11 protein-coding genes and 3 pseudogenes are annotated in these 17,087 nt (G+C 44.9%); 9 read left to right on the top strand and 5 right to left on the bottom strand.

Translation table 11 applies throughout. From position 1 onward, the window contains the following. Positions 1 to 267: 267 nt before the first annotated feature. Positions 268 to 1,146: pseudogene (locus F6J99_RS26560) on the top strand (transposase); the annotation flags it as partial. Between the two features lie 347 nt (positions 1,147 to 1,493). Here the strand turns inward: F6J99_RS26560 and F6J99_RS26565 are convergent. Further along, positions 1,494 to 1,622 (bottom strand): annotated as a pseudogene (locus F6J99_RS26565) (IS630 transposase-related protein); the annotation flags it as partial. A gap of 64 nt (positions 1,623 to 1,686) precedes the next feature. Here F6J99_RS26565 and F6J99_RS26570 point away from each other — a divergent pair. Next, a pseudogene (locus F6J99_RS26570) lies at positions 1,687 to 2,020 on the top strand (transposase); the annotation flags it as partial. A gap of 79 nt (positions 2,021 to 2,099) precedes the next feature. Beyond that, positions 2,100 to 3,734, top strand: a complete 1,635-nt coding sequence (locus tag F6J99_RS26575; RefSeq protein WP_293116880.1) for an amidase family protein — start codon at positions 2,100 to 2,102, stop codon at positions 3,732 to 3,734. 799 nt (positions 3,735 to 4,533) lie between these two features. On the opposite strand, the gene F6J99_RS26580 is transcribed toward F6J99_RS26575, so the two are convergent. Continuing rightward, positions 4,534 to 4,665 (bottom strand): hypothetical protein, encoded by a 132-nt coding sequence (locus F6J99_RS26580; RefSeq protein ID WP_293116883.1) that lies wholly within the window; start codon positions 4,663 to 4,665, stop codon positions 4,534 to 4,536. 61 nt (positions 4,666 to 4,726) lie between these two features. Between F6J99_RS26580 and F6J99_RS26585 the strand changes: the two genes are divergently transcribed. The 3 genes from F6J99_RS26585 (at position 4,727) to F6J99_RS26595 (ending at position 9,942) form a co-directional block, all read left to right on the top strand. After that, the gene (locus tag F6J99_RS26585) at positions 4,727 to 5,611 is read left to right on the top strand and encodes a hypothetical protein (RefSeq protein ID WP_293116886.1); all 885 of its coding nucleotides are present in this window, start codon (positions 4,727 to 4,729) and stop codon (positions 5,609 to 5,611) included. A 524-nt stretch (positions 5,612 to 6,135) separates the two neighbouring features. After that, positions 6,136 to 8,688 carry an endonuclease MutS2 gene (locus F6J99_RS26590; protein ID WP_293116889.1) on the top strand — a complete coding sequence of 851 codons (2,553 nt, stop codon included), beginning with the start codon at positions 6,136 to 6,138 and terminating at the stop codon, positions 8,686 to 8,688. Between the two features lie 666 nt (positions 8,689 to 9,354). Then, positions 9,355 to 9,942, top strand: coding sequence for a DUF3038 domain-containing protein (locus F6J99_RS26595; protein ID WP_070391018.1), 588 nt, complete (start codon positions 9,355 to 9,357; stop codon positions 9,940 to 9,942). On the opposite strand, the gene F6J99_RS26600 is transcribed toward F6J99_RS26595, so the two are convergent. Then, a complete protein-coding gene (locus tag F6J99_RS26600; RefSeq protein ID WP_293116891.1) occupies positions 9,925 to 10,059 on the bottom strand; it encodes a hypothetical protein in 135 nt (44 codons plus the stop codon). The two genes, F6J99_RS26595 and F6J99_RS26600, sit on opposite strands and share 18 nt — an antisense overlap. A gap of 267 nt (positions 10,060 to 10,326) precedes the next feature. Here F6J99_RS26600 and F6J99_RS26605 point away from each other — a divergent pair, with 267 nt between their 5' ends. Together F6J99_RS26605 and F6J99_RS26610 are read left to right on the top strand one after the other, a co-directional pair. Continuing rightward, the gene (locus F6J99_RS26605) at positions 10,327 to 12,219 is read left to right on the top strand and encodes a DUF4335 domain-containing protein (protein ID WP_293116894.1); all 1,893 of its coding nucleotides are present in this window, start codon (positions 10,327 to 10,329) and stop codon (positions 12,217 to 12,219) included. Positions 12,220 to 12,600: 381 nt separating this feature from the next. After that, positions 12,601 to 13,371 carry a class I SAM-dependent methyltransferase gene (locus tag F6J99_RS26610; RefSeq protein ID WP_293116897.1) on the top strand — a complete coding sequence of 257 codons (771 nt, stop codon included), beginning with the start codon at positions 12,601 to 12,603 and terminating at the stop codon, positions 13,369 to 13,371. Positions 13,372 to 13,450: 79 nt separating this feature from the next. Here F6J99_RS26610 and wecB read toward each other — a convergent pair whose 3' ends face one another. Both wecB and dacB read right to left on the bottom strand, forming a co-directional pair. Continuing rightward, positions 13,451 to 14,641 carry a UDP-N-acetylglucosamine 2-epimerase (non-hydrolyzing) gene (gene wecB, locus F6J99_RS26615; RefSeq protein WP_293116899.1) on the bottom strand — a complete coding sequence of 397 codons (1,191 nt, stop codon included), beginning with the start codon at positions 14,639 to 14,641 and terminating at the stop codon, positions 13,451 to 13,453. A gap of 174 nt (positions 14,642 to 14,815) precedes the next feature. Beyond that, entirely contained in the window at positions 14,816 to 16,402 is a 1,587-nt protein-coding gene (dacB, locus tag F6J99_RS26620) for a D-alanyl-D-alanine carboxypeptidase/D-alanyl-D-alanine-endopeptidase (RefSeq protein ID WP_293116902.1), read from the bottom strand. 139 nt (positions 16,403 to 16,541) lie between these two features. On the opposite strand from dacB, the gene F6J99_RS26625 reads away from it, so the two are divergent. Continuing rightward, entirely contained in the window at positions 16,542 to 16,958 is a 417-nt protein-coding gene (locus F6J99_RS26625) for a DUF2809 domain-containing protein (RefSeq protein ID WP_293116904.1), read from the top strand. The last annotated feature ends 129 nt before the right edge of the window (positions 16,959 to 17,087 follow it).

Consider the following 17,087-nt stretch of genomic DNA (forward strand, 5'->3'; position numbering starts at 1 on the left):
TCACCAAAGTTGTCACCAGCAATTACACTGGAGCCAAAAAGATACTCAGGAGCCGTGTGAGGTGAAAACTTCACGCACGGTTCTGAAGCGGAGGTGCCCTGGATAATACCAGGCATCGACCGTAACAGGTAATCCATTCAACTGTTTTACAGCAAACTCTGAGGCAGTTAGATGTTGCTTTCTCTAAGTTTTTTTGCATGAGAAACTGGATACCCAAAACCTAAGAGAAGGTCGCGGTTTAGAAGTTTTAAATATGCACCTGGTCAAGTTAAATTAAACGGTGACAGAATATACCTTCCAGGAATTGGCTGGATGGGCTTTTACAACTCTCGCCCTATTCCTGAAGGATTCACTCTAAAATCTGTGACTGTTCGTAGGAAAGCTCGGGGATGGTTTGTCAGTCTTCAGATCGAAGACAAGTCAGTTCCGGCAATCCTTACAAAAGACAAGTATGAGATTGATCCTTTAAAAGTTAAAGGTTGTGATCTAGGTATCAATAAATTAATCAGTATATCTAATGGGAAGACAATAGCGAATCCAGCCAAACAAAAATCTTTTAGGCGTAGAGAAAGGCGACTAAAACTCAGACAAAAAGCGGCTAGCCGAAAAAGGAAAGGATCTAAAAATAGAGGAAAGTCTTACTCTAAGGTAGCTTCACTTCATGAGCGGATTACAAACAAACGTACTGCGTATCAATGGAATGTTGCCAATCAATTAGTTAATGGAACAGATGCCCTAGTTTTCGAGGATCTGAACATCAAGGCAATGAAGTCTCGGTGTAAACCCAACAAGAACGAAAATGGCGGATATGACCGTAACGGACAATCCGCTAAAAGAGGTTTAAATCGCTCAATATCTAATGCAGCCTGGGGAGAACTAGTCAAAAAGGTAGAGGTCGTGGCTGCAAAGTCAGGCATACCAGTAGTAAAGATAAATCCCAGGCATACGTCTGTTGAATGCCCAAAATGTCATCACATAAGTAAAGCCAACAGAAAAAAGGAAAAGTTTGTTTGTACCAACTGTGGCCACTATGATGATGCCGATATTAATGGGTCAATAAATATCAGAATGCGGGGTCTAAAAAAACTGGGTATTGACCCTAGAGACGAAACCTTAGATAGTGGAGCCTTAATTACAAATTTTTAACCCTTTTACTCATAGCCTGCAAACTATAAAGGCTCCACTATCTTACGGTAACTTTAAACCCAGCTACCTCCGGTGCGGGGGAAAGTTACGCCCTTGGAGATAACAGCAACATAGTTGTTGTGCCGGGGAATCCCCATCCCTCGTGATTAGTGGGGAGGTTCAATCATCCTTTTCTCTATAACCGTAAGTTATTTTTATTCTATAAACTATATCCTTAGGTTTGATATATATTTTTTTTATATTTTAGGGAGTATTGAAAAACATAAATTAACTCAATTTATCCTTTTTTAGGTTATCTATTAATAACCATATTATTGCCTAAAATTTGCTTTTTTTAATATTTTTTACCAGACATTAAGTGTATTTTGGGTAATTTTCAAGAGACGACTAGCTTGAGTTTTTCCCATGCCATCGTCAATAGCTCTCATGACTTTTGTTCTTAAATCGTAACTGTAAGGAACGGTTTTTTTATTAATTAATTAATAAAGCTTGACTTGATTACTAGTATGTCCTATGCTTTGCTTCGACTGCTATAGGACGGAACGATTTGGGGGTCAACGAGTGCTCGACAAAGTCAAACAGATGGGCAAGGCGGTCTCGCGGTTGTATCTGATTTGGGTTGATGGAGGCAATAGTTGTCAGCCTTTGATCATGTGGGTCATGGATTTCTGCGGTTGGATGGTACAATTCGTACTTCGACCCCAACAGACCAAAGGCTTCGTCCTGCTTAAAAAGCGTTGGGTAGTCGAGCGCACTTTTGCTTGGCTGATGGGATGCCGTCGATTGGTCAGAGACTTATGAGTTATGGGCTGAAACATCAGAGACATTCATTTATCTGGCAATGATACGGATCATGGGTCGCCGCTTGGCCTAAAGTTTGACCTCTGATCACTTTTCAAACATCCTCTTAGTTCAATCAGTAAGATTCTTGATGCGGCAATTTCAATTTAGATATGAAACAAAAACTGACCTGGTGGCAAATAGCTAAACAAGGGCTGACTTATCTTTTCATGTTCGCTCTGAGTAGTTTTCCCTCAGAGGTAGTCGCTGAGACCTTTCGTCTCAGGGAAGCAACAATCGCAGAGATTAACCAAGCTTTTGAGAAGAATGCACTCACTTCCGAACAATTAGTGCAACTTTATCTCAATCGTATTGAAGCCTATGACGATCAGGGGCCGAAAATTAATGGGCTAATTTCTATCAATAACAATGCCCTTAAAGAAGCAAGGGCGTTAGACCAAGAACGCCAGCAGAAAGGACCGCGAAGTCCTTTACATGGCATCCCCATCATTCTGAAAGATAACTATGACACTACCGATTTACCCACAACAGGAGGATCGGTGCTGCTGGAAGGTTCCTTACCCCCCGATGATGCTTTTACTGTTAAAAAGTTGCGAGAGGCAGGAGCCATTATTCTTGGTAAAGCAAACATGAGTGAATTTGCTGAATCCTATGGTAGGCTAGGTTACAGTTCCCTTGGGGGACTGACACGCAATCCCTACAAATTAACTCGTGATCCTTCGGGCTCGAGTGGAGGCAGTGGGGCTGTAATTGCGGCAAATTTTGCTGTTTTAGCCACCGGAAGCGATACTTCAGGCTCAATTCGTGGCCCTGCAGCAGTAGCAGGTCTTGTCGGTATCAAACCCACTCAGGGACTGGTGAGTCGGGATGGTATTATCCCCCTAACCCTCTCCTTTGATAGTGCAGGCCCTATGGCTCGAACCGTGACAGATGCAGCGATCGCTTTGGGTGTAATGGCAGGGGTTGATCCCAATGATTACCGTACCCTGGAAAGTGAAGGGAAAACATATAAGGACTACACGCAGTTTCTCAATAAAAAAGCCCTAAAAGGGGCAAGAATTGGGGTAGCGATTGATTTTCGGGGTGGGAACCCTGAGGTAGATGCTGCAACTGATGCCGCAATTGCTAAGCTGAGGGAATTAGGTGCAACAGTTGAGTCGGTGGATTTCTCTCCCAAATTGGAAAACCTCTGGCCTTTCATGGAAGAGGTAACAGAGGCTGAGTTTGAACCCCAGATCGATAGTTACCTCAAAAACCTCCAGCTTCCATTCCCTGACACCCTGAGGGAAATGTATTCGATGAGCTTATCTAACCCATTAGTCAATTCAGAACAGGCTCTCAATCCCGGTCGCGTCGGAGGGTTTGGAGAGTCTCTAAAGCATCCAGAACTGGCTGATCCCGAATATCTTTATATTCTCCATTTCGAGTTTCCTAGGGTTCGCCAGGAGATTTTATCGATTATGAGTGCCCAAAATCTCGACGCGATTATTTGGCCCACCATGACTTGTCCTGCGGGTCCGCTCTATAATGTCGAGGATCCAACCTATCAATGTGCCTCAAGTGACCCCTACATACCAGGGTACTTAGCCAATGTTTCTGGTTTTCCCGGCATTTCTGTGGCAATGGGCTTTACTGAGCAGGGATTACCCCTAGGACTGACTTTCTTTGGTAAGCCTTACAGTGAGCCTACCTTACTGGGATTCGCTTATGCTTACGAACAGGCAACCCAGTTTCGGCGACCTCCAACAACCACTCCTGCTTTGCCTGGTGAAAATTTTGACTATTAGTGGGTAACTGAGATTTTTTGGGATCTAGACAAGTACAGACCGAATTATAACTAACTGAGTATCAAGGTACTACTAGTACTTCTAATGAGCGAATCGGAACTATTTTAGATGACCTGATTCAGCAATCTAGAAACAACCAATAAATCAATAGAAATCATCCACAAATCCCTACAATAAATCGTAGGGATTTTTCTAATCTCTTAGAGCTGATTTCTAAAGGTAGTCATTAGAAATGGACTACAACTCTGGTAGTCCTTGTTGTATCTTAGTGGCTTGACTTCCTCTCCAACCTGGGGAATGTGGGTTTAAGCATTCAGCCACAAGACTTAAGATTTCCTGGGAATTTTAGGAATTACTAGGAAAACTCCGACAATCAACACTTTAATTAGTAGTGGGGCAAAAACAAAGCTTAGGAACAGGCAAATTATCACTATTAATAATGATGCCACTTTCAAGATTTCTTCTGTAGTGTTCACAGAAAGGTAAGTAGCTACTGCAGCAATCACCAAACTGATTAGTAAGGGCATATACTCTCGATTGAGTCACTAAATACTAATCAGGGTTAACCCTTAACTTTTATGGCTGAGATGGGCGTTTTGTTACAAAAATTAACTTAAGTTAACATTATGGATTTTTGGCGTTGCTTAAACTACAGGTGATAGGACACAATATTATCAGTACTTGCTGAAGACTTAAAAACGTAAGCTATCAGCTATCAGCGTGTCGCGTATCAGCTATCAACTCTCAGCTTTTGAATAAAATAAGTAAGCATTGGTTTAATCTCTGTTAAGTCAGCACCTCAAGTAGCGTGGCCTTTGGCCTTGGCTGACGGCTGACGGCTGACGGCTGAATCCTTACTTAAAAACAGTCTGGGTTTCTCTAGCAAGGCATGAGCCCACAAAACTAAGCCAAAAAAACTAAAAATTAGCAATAAACCATCCTAACCAGGGGAAAACTAAAGGGTACAACTACTAGATACCTGTAAGTAAGCGATGAACTTTAGCTTTAACTTTTTTGATCTGTTCTGGATTTTCCTGATCATCTCCTCGTTGCAGCCCTTGTGGCAACGTCGCCAGATGCAATATAGACGTTTTCGAGCTTTGCAAGAATTCGAGGAGAACCGCAAAAGTCGGTTAATTTTACTGATTCACCGACAAGAGTCTATTAGCTTGTTTGGCATCCCTGTTTCCCGCTACATATCTATTGAAGATTCTGAACAAGTGCTCAGGGCAATCCGTCTAACTCCACCAGATGTCCCTATTGATCTTATTTTACATACTCCTGGGGGATTGGTGCTGGCTACAGAACAAATTGCTAGAGCTTTAATTCGTCATCCTTCTAAAGTTACTGTCTTTGTACCTCACTATGCCATGAGTGGTGGTACTATGTTAGCCCTAGCCTCTGATGAAATTGTGATGGATGCCAATGCTGTGCTTGGACCAGTTGACCCTCAACTAGGGAATACAGCTGCTGCTAGCATTCTCAGAGTTGTGGAGCAAAAGCCCCTTGAGAGTATTGAGGACCAAACCTTGATGATGGCCGATTTGGCAGGCAAAGCCATTAAGCAGGTGCAACGTTTCGTGCGAACGCTACTGCTAGACGATATCCCTAAGCAGAAGATTGACCCAGAACACATCGATAGAATTATTGACTTTCTTACCACTGGTCAAATTACCCATGACTGTCCGATTACTGTCGAGGAAGCCTCTGAACTAGGTCTACCTGTCACGGTTGGTCTACCTAAAGCTATCTATAAACTAATGGATTTGTACCCCCAACCTCAAGGTGGACGTCCATCGGTACAGTATATTCCTCTGCCGTACAAACCTACTCCTACGTTACCGGATACCACCAGCAGACCGTTATCCGACAAGTAGTTTTTAATAATGCTGGAATGATGAGATAATCGGGTGAAGTGGATAAAATCAATGGCTCCACTCAGGGCTTAGTACGTAAGTTACAGTACTCTTACTGGATATAAAAACCTTAGGGAAGCCCTACCATACGATTAAACCATCTGAAGAAGGAGAATTTAGGATAAATCTGGCAGGGCATACATCAACTTATTCCAGCATATCCCAATTTGGGGTTTTTGTGTCTTTTTCATCAGAGGGCAATTGGTAATTAGGTAAGCGATCAGCTATCAACTATCAGTCATCAGCTATCAGCTATCAGTTATCAGCCTATGAACACGCTGCTTGAGGTGCTATCAGCCATTAGCTATCAGCCATTAGCTGTAGGCCAAGCTACGGGAACGAGACAGCTTTTGAATAAAATAAGCTGAGTGCTGAGTGCTGAGTGCTGAATACTCACGTTATTGGTAATTTGATCAATCTAAACTTTCCCACTCCTAACCGAATTATAAGATAATACAATTGAGGTATGCGTTTGTCTCTGAGCCTTGATTCAATCTGAAACCTTAGAACTACTGGAATGGTCCCGCCTGTGCCAACACCTGGCTACGTTTGCGGCTACTAAGCTGGGAGCCTTTGCGGCTCGTTATCTCCACCCCCCAGCAACTCAACGGGAAAGCCTAGACCTGCTAGCCCAGACTAAAGAAGCCTATCAACTGGAAACTAGTTTAGACACAGGACTAACCTTTGACGGCATCCAAGATATTGGTGAATCTCTGGATCGCTCAGAGCTCCAAGGCATTTTGTCTGGTGAGGAACTATTAGCGATCGCAACAACCTTAGCTGGTGTGAGGCGTCTACGGCGGTTTATTGAAGACCAAGAAGATGTACCAATTCTGAAGGAACTGGTGGCTGACAGCCGCACTTACCCAGAACTTGAACAAGAAATTCACCGTTGTATCGATGAGCGGGGCGATGTAGCTGACCGGGCAACCCCGAAGCTGGCAGGGATTCGGACTCAGATGAAATCATTACGAGACCGAATTTATGAAATCCTCCAGGGGATTGTCCAGCGTAAAGGGGGGGCATTACAACAACAGTTAATTACTCAACGGGGTGATCGGTTTGTACTCCCGGTTAAAGCTCCCCAGAAAGATGCTATTCCTGGTATTGTTCAGGATACCTCTAGCACCGGTGCCACCCTATACGTAGAACCGAAGGCTATTGTTAGCTTAGGCAATCAACTTCGGACCCAGCGGCGGCAAGAACAAGTGGAAGCGGAAGCAGTACGTCGTGCGTTGACCGAACAAGTAGCAGCAGTTAAGCCAGACTTGGAACGGTTGCTGGTTGTAGCAACTACCCTAGATTTAGCTACCGCTAAGGCAAGATATAGTCTGTGGTTAGAAGCCAATCCCCCCAGATTTATTGACCGCAATCAGAATGAAAGCATTACTCTACGGCAACTACGCCATCCTCTACTGGTATGGCAGCAAAAACATGAACAAGGCACATCAGTTGTTCCCATTGATGTCCAGATTCAGTCCTACATTCGGGTAGTTGCTATTACCGGTCCGAATACTGGCGGTAAAACCGTTACCTTGAAAACCTTTGGTTTAGCGGCACTGATGGCAAAAGCTGGTTTATTTGTGCCAGCAAGGGAACCAGTAGAACTTCCTTGGTTTGAGCAAATTCTGGCAGATATTGGGGATGAGCAGTCTATAGAACAGAGTTTATCCACTTTCTCGGGTCACATTCGCCGAATTAGTCGGATTATTGAGGCGATAACTACCCCAAAAGAAGAGTTACAGGTTGACAGGTTGAAGGTTGTTCGCGAAGCGTGGCCGAAAGGCCAAGGTTCTCAAGAGTTACAGGTTGAAGGTTATCTGGTTGAAAGTTTTCCAGACAACATTCAACCAGATAACATCCAACCAGACAACATCCAACAACCTTCAACTCCTAATTCGTCACTCGTACTATTAGATGAAGTGGGAGCAGGGACTGACCCGGCAGAAGGTAGTGCATTAGCTATCGCATTACTGAAATACCTGGCAAACACAACACAATTAACCATTGCGACTACCCATTATGGGGAACTCAAAGCACTAAAATATCAAGACGAGCGGTTTGAGAATGCCTCGGTGGAGTTTGATGACCAAACCCTCTCACCGACTTACCGTCTATTGTGGGGTATTCCTGGTCGCTCCAATGCCTTGAGCATTGCTAGGCGCTTAGGGTTAAACCCATCGGTGGTGGATCAGGCTCAAACCCTTTTGGGGGGAGCTTCGGAAGATGTGAATGAGGTAATTGCCGGTTTAGAAGCTCAACGGCGCACTCAGGAAACTAAAGCCCAACAGGCCAATCAGTTACTGCAACAAGCTGAATCTCTCCATCAGGAACTTTCTGAACGGGCAAAACTTTTGCAGGACCGGGAACGGGAATTGAAGCTTTCTCAGGAACGGTCTGTGCAAGATGCGATCGCACAAGCTAAGAAAGAAATTGCCCAAGTGATTCGGCAGTTGCAACAAGGCTCCCAAACCGCTCAAAATGCCCAAAAAGCCACAAACGCTCTTAAGGAGATTGCCGAGCGTCAAATCCCAGCCGCACCCCCTCCTAAACCAAAACCAGGATTCCGCCCCAAAGTAGGCGATCGCATTCGCATTCCCCGATTGAATCAGACAGCCGAGATACTAAGTACCGCAGATAATGGGGAACTAACGGTACGCTTTGGCTTAATGAAAATGACCGTTGCCCTAGCTGATGTGGAATCCTTGGATGGACAAAAGCCGGAAAATGTGGTAAAAACACCATCAAAACCAGCTCCAGCCCCAACCCCAGTCTCGCGGCCAGCTACGGCTGTGCGCACCTCGAAAAATACCATTGATATTCGAGGAAGTCGGGTAGCTAATGCAGAGATTGACATCGACCAAGCAATATCTAAGGCGATAGAGTTTGGAGTACTCTGGATTATTCATGGCAAAGGAACTGGTCGATTAAGACAAGGTGTCCACGCTTTCTTGGAACAGCACCCTCTAGTGGAGCGTTTTAAGCTAGCCGAACAATCTGAGGGTGGGACTGGTGTTACCGTTGCTTACCTTAAATAAGGTCGCAGGTTAGCAGGTTAAAAGGTTAGCGGCTTAACAGGTTAGCAGGTTAGCGGGTTAACAGGTTAGCAGGTTAGCAGGTTAGCAGGTTAGCAGGTTAGCAGGTTAGCAGGTTAGCAGGTTATAATGCATTTTTGAACATTCAACCAGACAACCAGACAACCTTCTAACCTTCAACCAGACAACCTTCTAACCTTCAACCTTCTAACTTTAAACCAAAGCTTTACCAGCAGGAAACATACCTTAATCTTTGGTCGTCCTGTTTCCAAACCTGTAACAGCGACGGGTAAACCGGATTTGCTTAGGAGGCGCTGGGCTTTAAGAACGGACTGCCCTCTCTTGAGGCAAAGCGCGAGTGGGGGAACCCCCTTTGGCGGCACTGGCTCCCCAAGACCCCTTAGGTGCGCTTGACCCGTAATTAAATTCGCCACGGGTCGCACCTGAGGCATCGCTGCCGCTCTGTTTTCCTGGTCTTTGTTTTAAGACTGTTGTGCTGACAAACCAGCATTTAACGCCTTTGGCCACGCGGGGCGAGTTCGGCTTTGTTTATCAGTAAATTATATTATAGCAATTCCATGCATACCCTGTGCAAAATTCATCCCACACTTATGCTGCGCATTAATAAGGCGATGTGGGGCTTCTTTTGCCGTAAGCTAAAATAAAATTATGGTTTCCACTGTCAAGATGCCAAAATCACCTCCTGCTTGGGAGGATTTGCCTCTGAGTCAAGCCGCAGACTCAATCGATCTCGATAATATCAAAACCCAGCTAGATTTAGTCTTGCTTAGTCTAGAAGCTCTAGCAGGTATTGGTTCAGAGGAGATGCTGCAAGCTGCTGCTGAATTAAATTTAGAGTCAATGATCACAGACCGAGTAGCATTGTGGCGTCTGCGTCAGTCCAATCCCCTGCGCAAAAGTTCAGGAGGACGGAAAAAGCTGGATGTGGAGGAAGCGCGATCGCTAGTTTTAATCATCTGTCACTTGGCTAAAGGCCATCAAGAACTAATCCGTCGTGCGGTGGCTTTACTCGAACAAATGACACAACAGAACAGTGAACCTCATCGTGCTGCTTTATTGGGAGATTACTTAGATAACTTTAACAACACTTATCGAGAGCGGATGGCCCAAGAAGAAAATGTATCAACTGATCGGCTAAAGCAACTAGCTCTTAAACTATTAATCAATTTACTCTTCTATAGTGGCTCCAAAGGTCATCAGCGTTTATGGTTAGCCTTATTAGGTAAAGTTTCTTAAGGATTGTATAGATAAAAATCTATAGCATTTATTAACTGGCTGAGGTACAAAATTATTGATAGTGCGGGAGTAGGGATTATTAAATTGGTAAATGTTTAAAAATCCTGTGTACCTCATAGTTATGATAAACGCTATAGCATTGTCAGTTGAAATGGGAAAAGTTAATTGATTAAATAATGGAACAGTAATCCCCCCTACTGCCCTTAATAAGGGGGGCAGTAAACAGGGAACATTAGGAAAGAGAGCAGAGGATTTTTTGGTGTTATGATAAATCAGTATTGGGTTTTATGATTTCTTGGGAAATGCTATAGACATTAACCATTAACCATTAACGAATAACAATTAACAATTAACAATTAACAAATGACTAATCAATAATCACCAATGACTAACATAGTCCTGCGACGTTACACTCCTCCTACCTGTACCCTATCAATTCGGGCAAACCGCTCACCCTTATCCCGCTGGGTGGGACAATCTGTGGTGAAGAAGTTGCGGTTTGAGTTGCGTTTTGATGACCCCCGCAAGCCAGAAGAACAACAGGTAACGTTACGAGGCAACGCAGAAGATTTAGATGTGTTGTATGAAGCGGTAGATGGCTATGTTCAGCACTTCCTTGAGCCGTCCCCAAACCAACTGGTTGCCTCTGGAAACTCTAAGGCCGTAGGCCACGCTACGCGATCGGCTGAGGTTACTCCCTTAACTCTGCTAACTCTTCCAACCCCTCAGGAAGACAATGGCACAGCAGTTCCAACTCAGCAAATCCATCTGCAATCGAAAGGGTTACTGAGTCATAGCCTGTTTCTGGGTAAGCTGGCTAATCAGGAATCTGGGTCAGTAGTAGATTTAAGTGCTACACAGCTGTTTGATCTAGCCACCGCTTTGGATGAATATGCGGCTGAAGTAGTATCCCTACCAAAACTCAATCAGTCCAGTTGGAAACCAGAATCATCCGCTTGGATGCGTACAGCAGCATCGATGGTGTTGGCAGTGGGTGTAACAGCAGCAGTGATTAAGTTGCTTGAGAAACCTCAGTCTGTTGAGCAAGCGAAAACACTAACAACAGCAGAATCACAAACAACAGCATTAGACTCCACCAAGACTGGGAAAAAGCGAGCCATCTCCCAAGTCCCCCCAGCACCGAGCACTCCCATCCCAACTCCGTCGGTGCCACCCCGTCTGTCCCCAGGAACCAAGTTACCCCCACCGCCTCCCGTTAAGCCACCCTCTCTACCAGTACGCACTGCGCCACCGCCTCCCGTTAAGCCACCCTCTCCACCACCAGTACGCACTCCGCCAGCAATAGCCTCACCCCCGAATTCACGTCCGCTCCTCAAGATTGTTCCTCCTCCAGCTAGGAAACCAGACTCTCCCAAACTGAGTGCTACTAGTTCTACTAGTAGTTCTGTTAGTAGTCCTGTTGCTAGTTCTGTTAGTACTCCTATTGCTAGTTCTGCTGTTAGTGCTGCTCCTGCTTCTGGAGCTAGTAAGGGTGACAAACCTGTTTCTGAGGCTAGTAAAACTAATTTACCTGCTGCTGATGCAGATACCCAACCCAAACCAACTCCACCGAGTCCCATCGCTGTAGTACAAACTGTGTCAGAATTGCCAGTTATTAAACCAGCGCCCTCTCCTACTGAGGTAGGAATTCAGGATTCCTCTAGAGAAAGTCTATCCATCTCCAAAAAAACAGTGGTAATCCCTGAGGCCGAGTCTTCGATTTCTTCTACTTCTACTTCTCCTAGGTCTTCTACTACTAATGTGGCGGTTCAAGCCATCCCTGCTCCTCAACAGAATGTGTCCAGTCTCCAGAGAGGTTCTTCTACCTCTAAAATTATTGATCAAGCTGTGCCTGGACTGAATCTCCCGAGTAGCCCTGTTATCGATCAAGCTGTGCCTGGACTGAATCTCCCGAGTAGCCCTGTTTCTGATTCCTTAAAGCCATCTGAGCCTACTGTAGCGAATCCGATATCTCAAAATACCCTGTTGGATAAGATTTCTCAGGTAGCAGAAGCCAGACGATATTTCCAGGAGCGCTGGCAACCTCCCGAAGGGCTACAGAAAACATTGAACTATAGTTTGTGGTTAAATAATAATGGTACAATTAGGCGTATAATTCCCCTTGGCCAAGCAGCGAAAACCTATATAGATAACGCCCCCATACCTCTGATCGGTGAAGCCTTTGTTTCCCCTTTAGAAGGGGAAGGGATGCCAAAAATTCGCGTGCTGCTACACCCAGATGGTAAGGTACAAACTTTGTTGGAAGGGATGAATTGAGGTAATTAGCAATAGGGGCTCCTATTAGGTTAAATAGGTTAAATTCCTTCCTAGTATGTCCAAAACTATTGTTGTTAGGCAATTTTGGACAATATTTTTGTGTGGTCTCCCTAGCGATCCAACTAAAGTGTGGGCTCTCCCGCTATTGACCTTTAGTTTAGGATGGGGAAGTCTAAAATCTGGGTATAGCTATCTTGGTAGTTTTTATAACTAGCATTCTCCCATAGTAAGTCCGGAAAATGATGTTAAGTAGACTCTATATCTATCTAGAGTCTTTGGGTAAGCCCTGAGTTGGTATTGCGCTGTTGACATTGGCCTTTAGGTACCTCCACCATTCACAATTCGTTTTTATCTGGGTTCAAACTAAAAGGAATATTGAAAGTGAAAATCAAGCATAAAATCCAATTTCCACCTACAAATGTTCGAGAGCTTGGCCAAGATCAAGTCTATTTTTACCTTGTTAATGGAGAATCCAGGGAGAAGATCCGTCTACATGACTATGACCGGATCTTCGCAGTTCCTGAATTATACGAGCAGGTTGTATATGAGCGTTTGAAGTGCCAGTCTCCGTCAATTGTAGTGGATATCCTGCAGTCTTCCGTCTCTCAAGGGAACCAGAGCCTCAACGAGCTTAGGGTACTTGATCTTGGGGCAGGAAACGGGATAGTTGGTGAAAAGCTCAAACAACACGGAGTCTCACGGCTCATCGGAGTTGATATTATTCCGGAAGCTCAGGCTGCCACTGAGCGAGATCGGCCCGGAATCTACGATGAATTCTATGTGATGGATTTCTGCAATCTCAGTGATAAAGATCGTGATGAACTCAATTCTTGGTCACCTAACTGCCTGGTTTCAGTAGCAGCACTTGGGTTCGGTGACATACCAGCAAAGGCTTTCTTGGAAGCCTTCAATATAATTAGCGAAAATGCCTGGGTTTCCTTTAATATCAAAGAAACCTTCCTTGATTCAAGTGATAATTCTGGATTTTCACAGCTCATTCGGAAACTAATCTTCTCGGAATTTTTGGATCTCTATCATCTGAAAAGGTATCGCCATCGGTTCTCCCTCGAAGGCGAAAAGCTCTATTACTTTGCGCTAGGGGGCAAAAAAAATTCTGATGTTCCGCTCTCCTTAATAGACTCACTTGAATAGACTTACTTGGGTTGTCATCCTGACCGGGAAACCTATATAAAATTCGGCTAACCGGGAAGCTAATATGCAGACAAACCGGTTATTGCCCAATAACTGGGGGATTACAACCAAAGTAATCCTCCACAATCTGTAGTATACGCTCCCCTGCACGACCATCCCCAAAGGGATTAATGGCATTTGCCATCCCCTGATAAGCTACTGAATCACTCAACAACAAACTTGCCGCCCCCACCATCTGTTCCGGGTCGGTTCCTACCAACTTACCAGTCCCAGCTGCGATCGCTTCCGGTCGTTCCGTGGTCTTACGCAATACCAGCACTGGTTTACCCAAACTTGGTGCTTCCTCCTGCAATCCGCCAGAATCAGTCATCACTAAATAACACCGTTGCATCGCTGCTACTAATTCCACATAATCCAGCGGTTCTGTTAAAAATACCCGCTCATGGTCACCTAACATTGCCCTTAGGGGTTCCCTGACCGTAGGATTACGATGGAGAGGTAACAATAACGCTGTATCTGGGAACTTATCTAAAATCTGCAGGAACCCCTGGGCTATATCCTCCAGTGGTTTCCCCCAATTTTCCCGACGGTGTACCGTTGCTAAAATCGTCCGGTATCCTTCCCAATCTAAACCCGGAACCTCACACACTGGTTCCCGCTCAGCCACCATCAACAGGGCATCAATCACCGTATTCCCAGTTTTATGAATTGCGCCAGTCACCCCAGACCTCTGCAAATGCTCTACTGCCAGGGGAGTTGGGGCAAAATGTAATTGAGTAATTTGAGAAATCAGCCGTCGATTCGCTTCCTCTGGATAGGGATTAAACAAATCATTGGTGCGCAATCCCGCCTCTACATGACCCACGGGGATACGTTGGTAAAACGCTGCCAAGGCCGCAGCAAAGGCGGTAGTTGTATCACCCTGCACAACTACCAACTGGGGCTGCAATTCCTGAAATAACTCCTCTAACCCCCGTAAACTAAGACAAGTAATATCGGTCAGAGTTTGCTTGGGCTGCATAATTTCTAGATCCCGATCCGCCCTCAGGTCAAACATCTGCATTACCTGGTCTACCATTTCCCGATGCTGACCCGTTAACACCACCTGAGTCTTAAATTTACCAGAGCGTTGGAACTGAAGAATCACCGGAGCTAACTTAATTGCCTCGGGACGAGTTCCTAATGTGATACAGATTTGAATTGGAGACTTGGTTGAACCCTGGTTTAGGGTCTTGGGTGTAGGGTCTGGGGGAATTTCCAGGGGTTTCATAATTACAGCATTTCTCAATTGGCTGAAGTACTTTCGTTCTGGGTTGCGCGGGAATAGGGAATAGGGAATAGGGAGTAGGGCTAAGAGTCAGCGGGCGTGGGAAAACCGGGCGCGGGCAGGGAGGGAAGGGCTGCGAAAAATCTTCAACCGTTGCTACCCCTCAACACTCAACACTTAGCAATAACCCAAGCGAGTCAATAATAGAACAATTTCATCAATAGCACGATAGAGTGTAGTAACAGATTGGTCAGATTGATTTACCAGAATACTAAGTACCAAGGTTTGATAGTCAGGAATATCAAGATAGCCGGATAAGGCTGAGACACCACTTAATGTACCAGTCTTGGCCTGGAGCTTACCAACAGCTGCGGTATCACGAAAGCGATCGCGTAAAGTTCCACTAACCTCAGCCGTAGCCAAGGATTCTCGATAAACCTGAGCTAATGGGGTTTGTGCCATCAGTCTCAGAGTTTGTGCGATCGCAAACGGACTAGCTAAATTATGGCGAGATAACCCAGACCCATCAGCCAGACTATAGCTTTTTGGGTCAACCCCTAACTCTGTTAAACTCTGTTGAACCGCTACCAGACCCAACTTAGCCCTAGACTCACTCCCCACCTCTGTTTCCAGTTGGTGCAATAATGCCTCAGCATACAAATTATTACTGTGCTGATTGATTTCCTTTAACAATAGCGCTAAGGGAAGAGATTCCACTGCTGCCAACTCTCTGGTTGTTTGTTTATTGGTTATTTCTGTATTATTAACATTAGAACGAAATCTATTATTAACCTCTCTTCCCATCCCCTGATCTGATGATCTGACCATCTCAGCTGAACTGTCTTTCACCAATGCCTTGATCACAGCAATTCCCTCAGCTTCGAGGATACGGCGGAAAGACTCCAGGAAATAATGGGCTGGGTCGCGAACTGCTAACCCCCAGAAGTCTGGTCCAGCATCTGCTGCCAGTTGACCGTTAATCACTAACACCGGCTCACCTAAAACTCCCATTATTTCTACTGAGTATGGTATTCCGGCCTTACCCGTAACAGCACGATTATCCACACGCCACTGTCTAGCCGCTACCTCATCATTCCAACTAACGCGCAATGGTTTACCAGGCTGTTGGGGAAATAGGGTTAGTCCAACAGTATTTTGATTGAGAATAAGTCGATTAACCGAAGCGCCATAGTATAGATAACTATCGCTCCACTCCCAGGTTGGATTGATAATACCATAGGGAGTATAGCCATCTTCTACAATTAACTGTTGCACCCACCTCACCCCTTGACGCTTTAGTTGTTGTGCCACATCTGTTAACTGGGTATTGCTTAAGCTTGGGTCTGCTTGTCCCACAATCCGTAAGGACGTCAAATAGGGGCTAGTGCCAGTACCATAAACCGGTGTGCGAATCCGGTATTGTTCACCTAGTTGACGTAAAGCTGCTGCTGTGGTAAAGAGTTTGATATTGGATGCTGGAATAAAGAAACGTTCTGATTCAAGACTGTAGAGGGGAGCTGAGTCGGCTAAGGGTTGAATCAAAATCCCCCAACGCGATCGCATAAATTCGGCACGACTGATTATGGCATCAATGGCTGTAGTTAAGTCAGCAGGACAAATCTTGTCCCCAAAGGATTCCGGTTTCTCAACTACTTCAACTGCTGCCGGTGTCGCCATCACCCTTTGCTTGATGACTAACTGTACAGCTAACCATAACAGCAGCAAAGTTATTGGTTTTCCCCATCGATGTAAGGGATTTGGCATTACTCACAACTCATTACTCACAACTCATAACTGACGTACGGGCATCAGCCGTGGAACGGGCATCTTGCCTGTTTCCTGCCGCAACTCACAACTGACCCACTGACGCCCTCAGCACTCAAATCATTTGTCTAATCCGTTAATGACTAAACTATTAAAAATTACTCCTCAACGCTGGCTGATCATCCTTTCTCTATTGATTATTACACCATTAGGGATTCTTTCCAAGTATTACTCTGGTCTTGGAGAAAAATGGGTTCATGACTACTCTGGTGCTATTTTGTATGAAATTTTTTGGTGTTTATTAATATTTTTTATTATCCCCAATCGCCAAGCAATAACCCGAATTACCTTAGGAGTTTTTAGCGCTACCTGTGCCCTAGAATTATTACAACTTTGGCAAACCCCTCTATTAGCACCGATTCGTGCTTCCTTAATCGGTAAATTCCTCTTAGGAACTACCTTTGTATGGTGGGATTTCCTTTATTATGCCATTGGCAGCCTGTTAGGTTGGCTATGGTTACGGCAAATCTCCCAGTTTCGGAAACTGATCAGATAGGGTGCATCTCATATTTGTAAAAAAGAAGGGGAAGTCTAGGAAGTGTGGGAAGTATGGGAAGTTTCTTAGACTTTTTGCCTAATTGTAAAAGCGATACATCGCTACTCCCTACTCCCTACTCCCTACTCA

It is taken from the genome of Moorena sp. SIO4G3 (assembly GCF_010692305.1).
In the GTDB taxonomy this organism is placed as follows: Bacteria; Cyanobacteriota; Cyanobacteriia; order Cyanobacteriales; family Coleofasciculaceae; genus Moorena; species Moorena producens_A.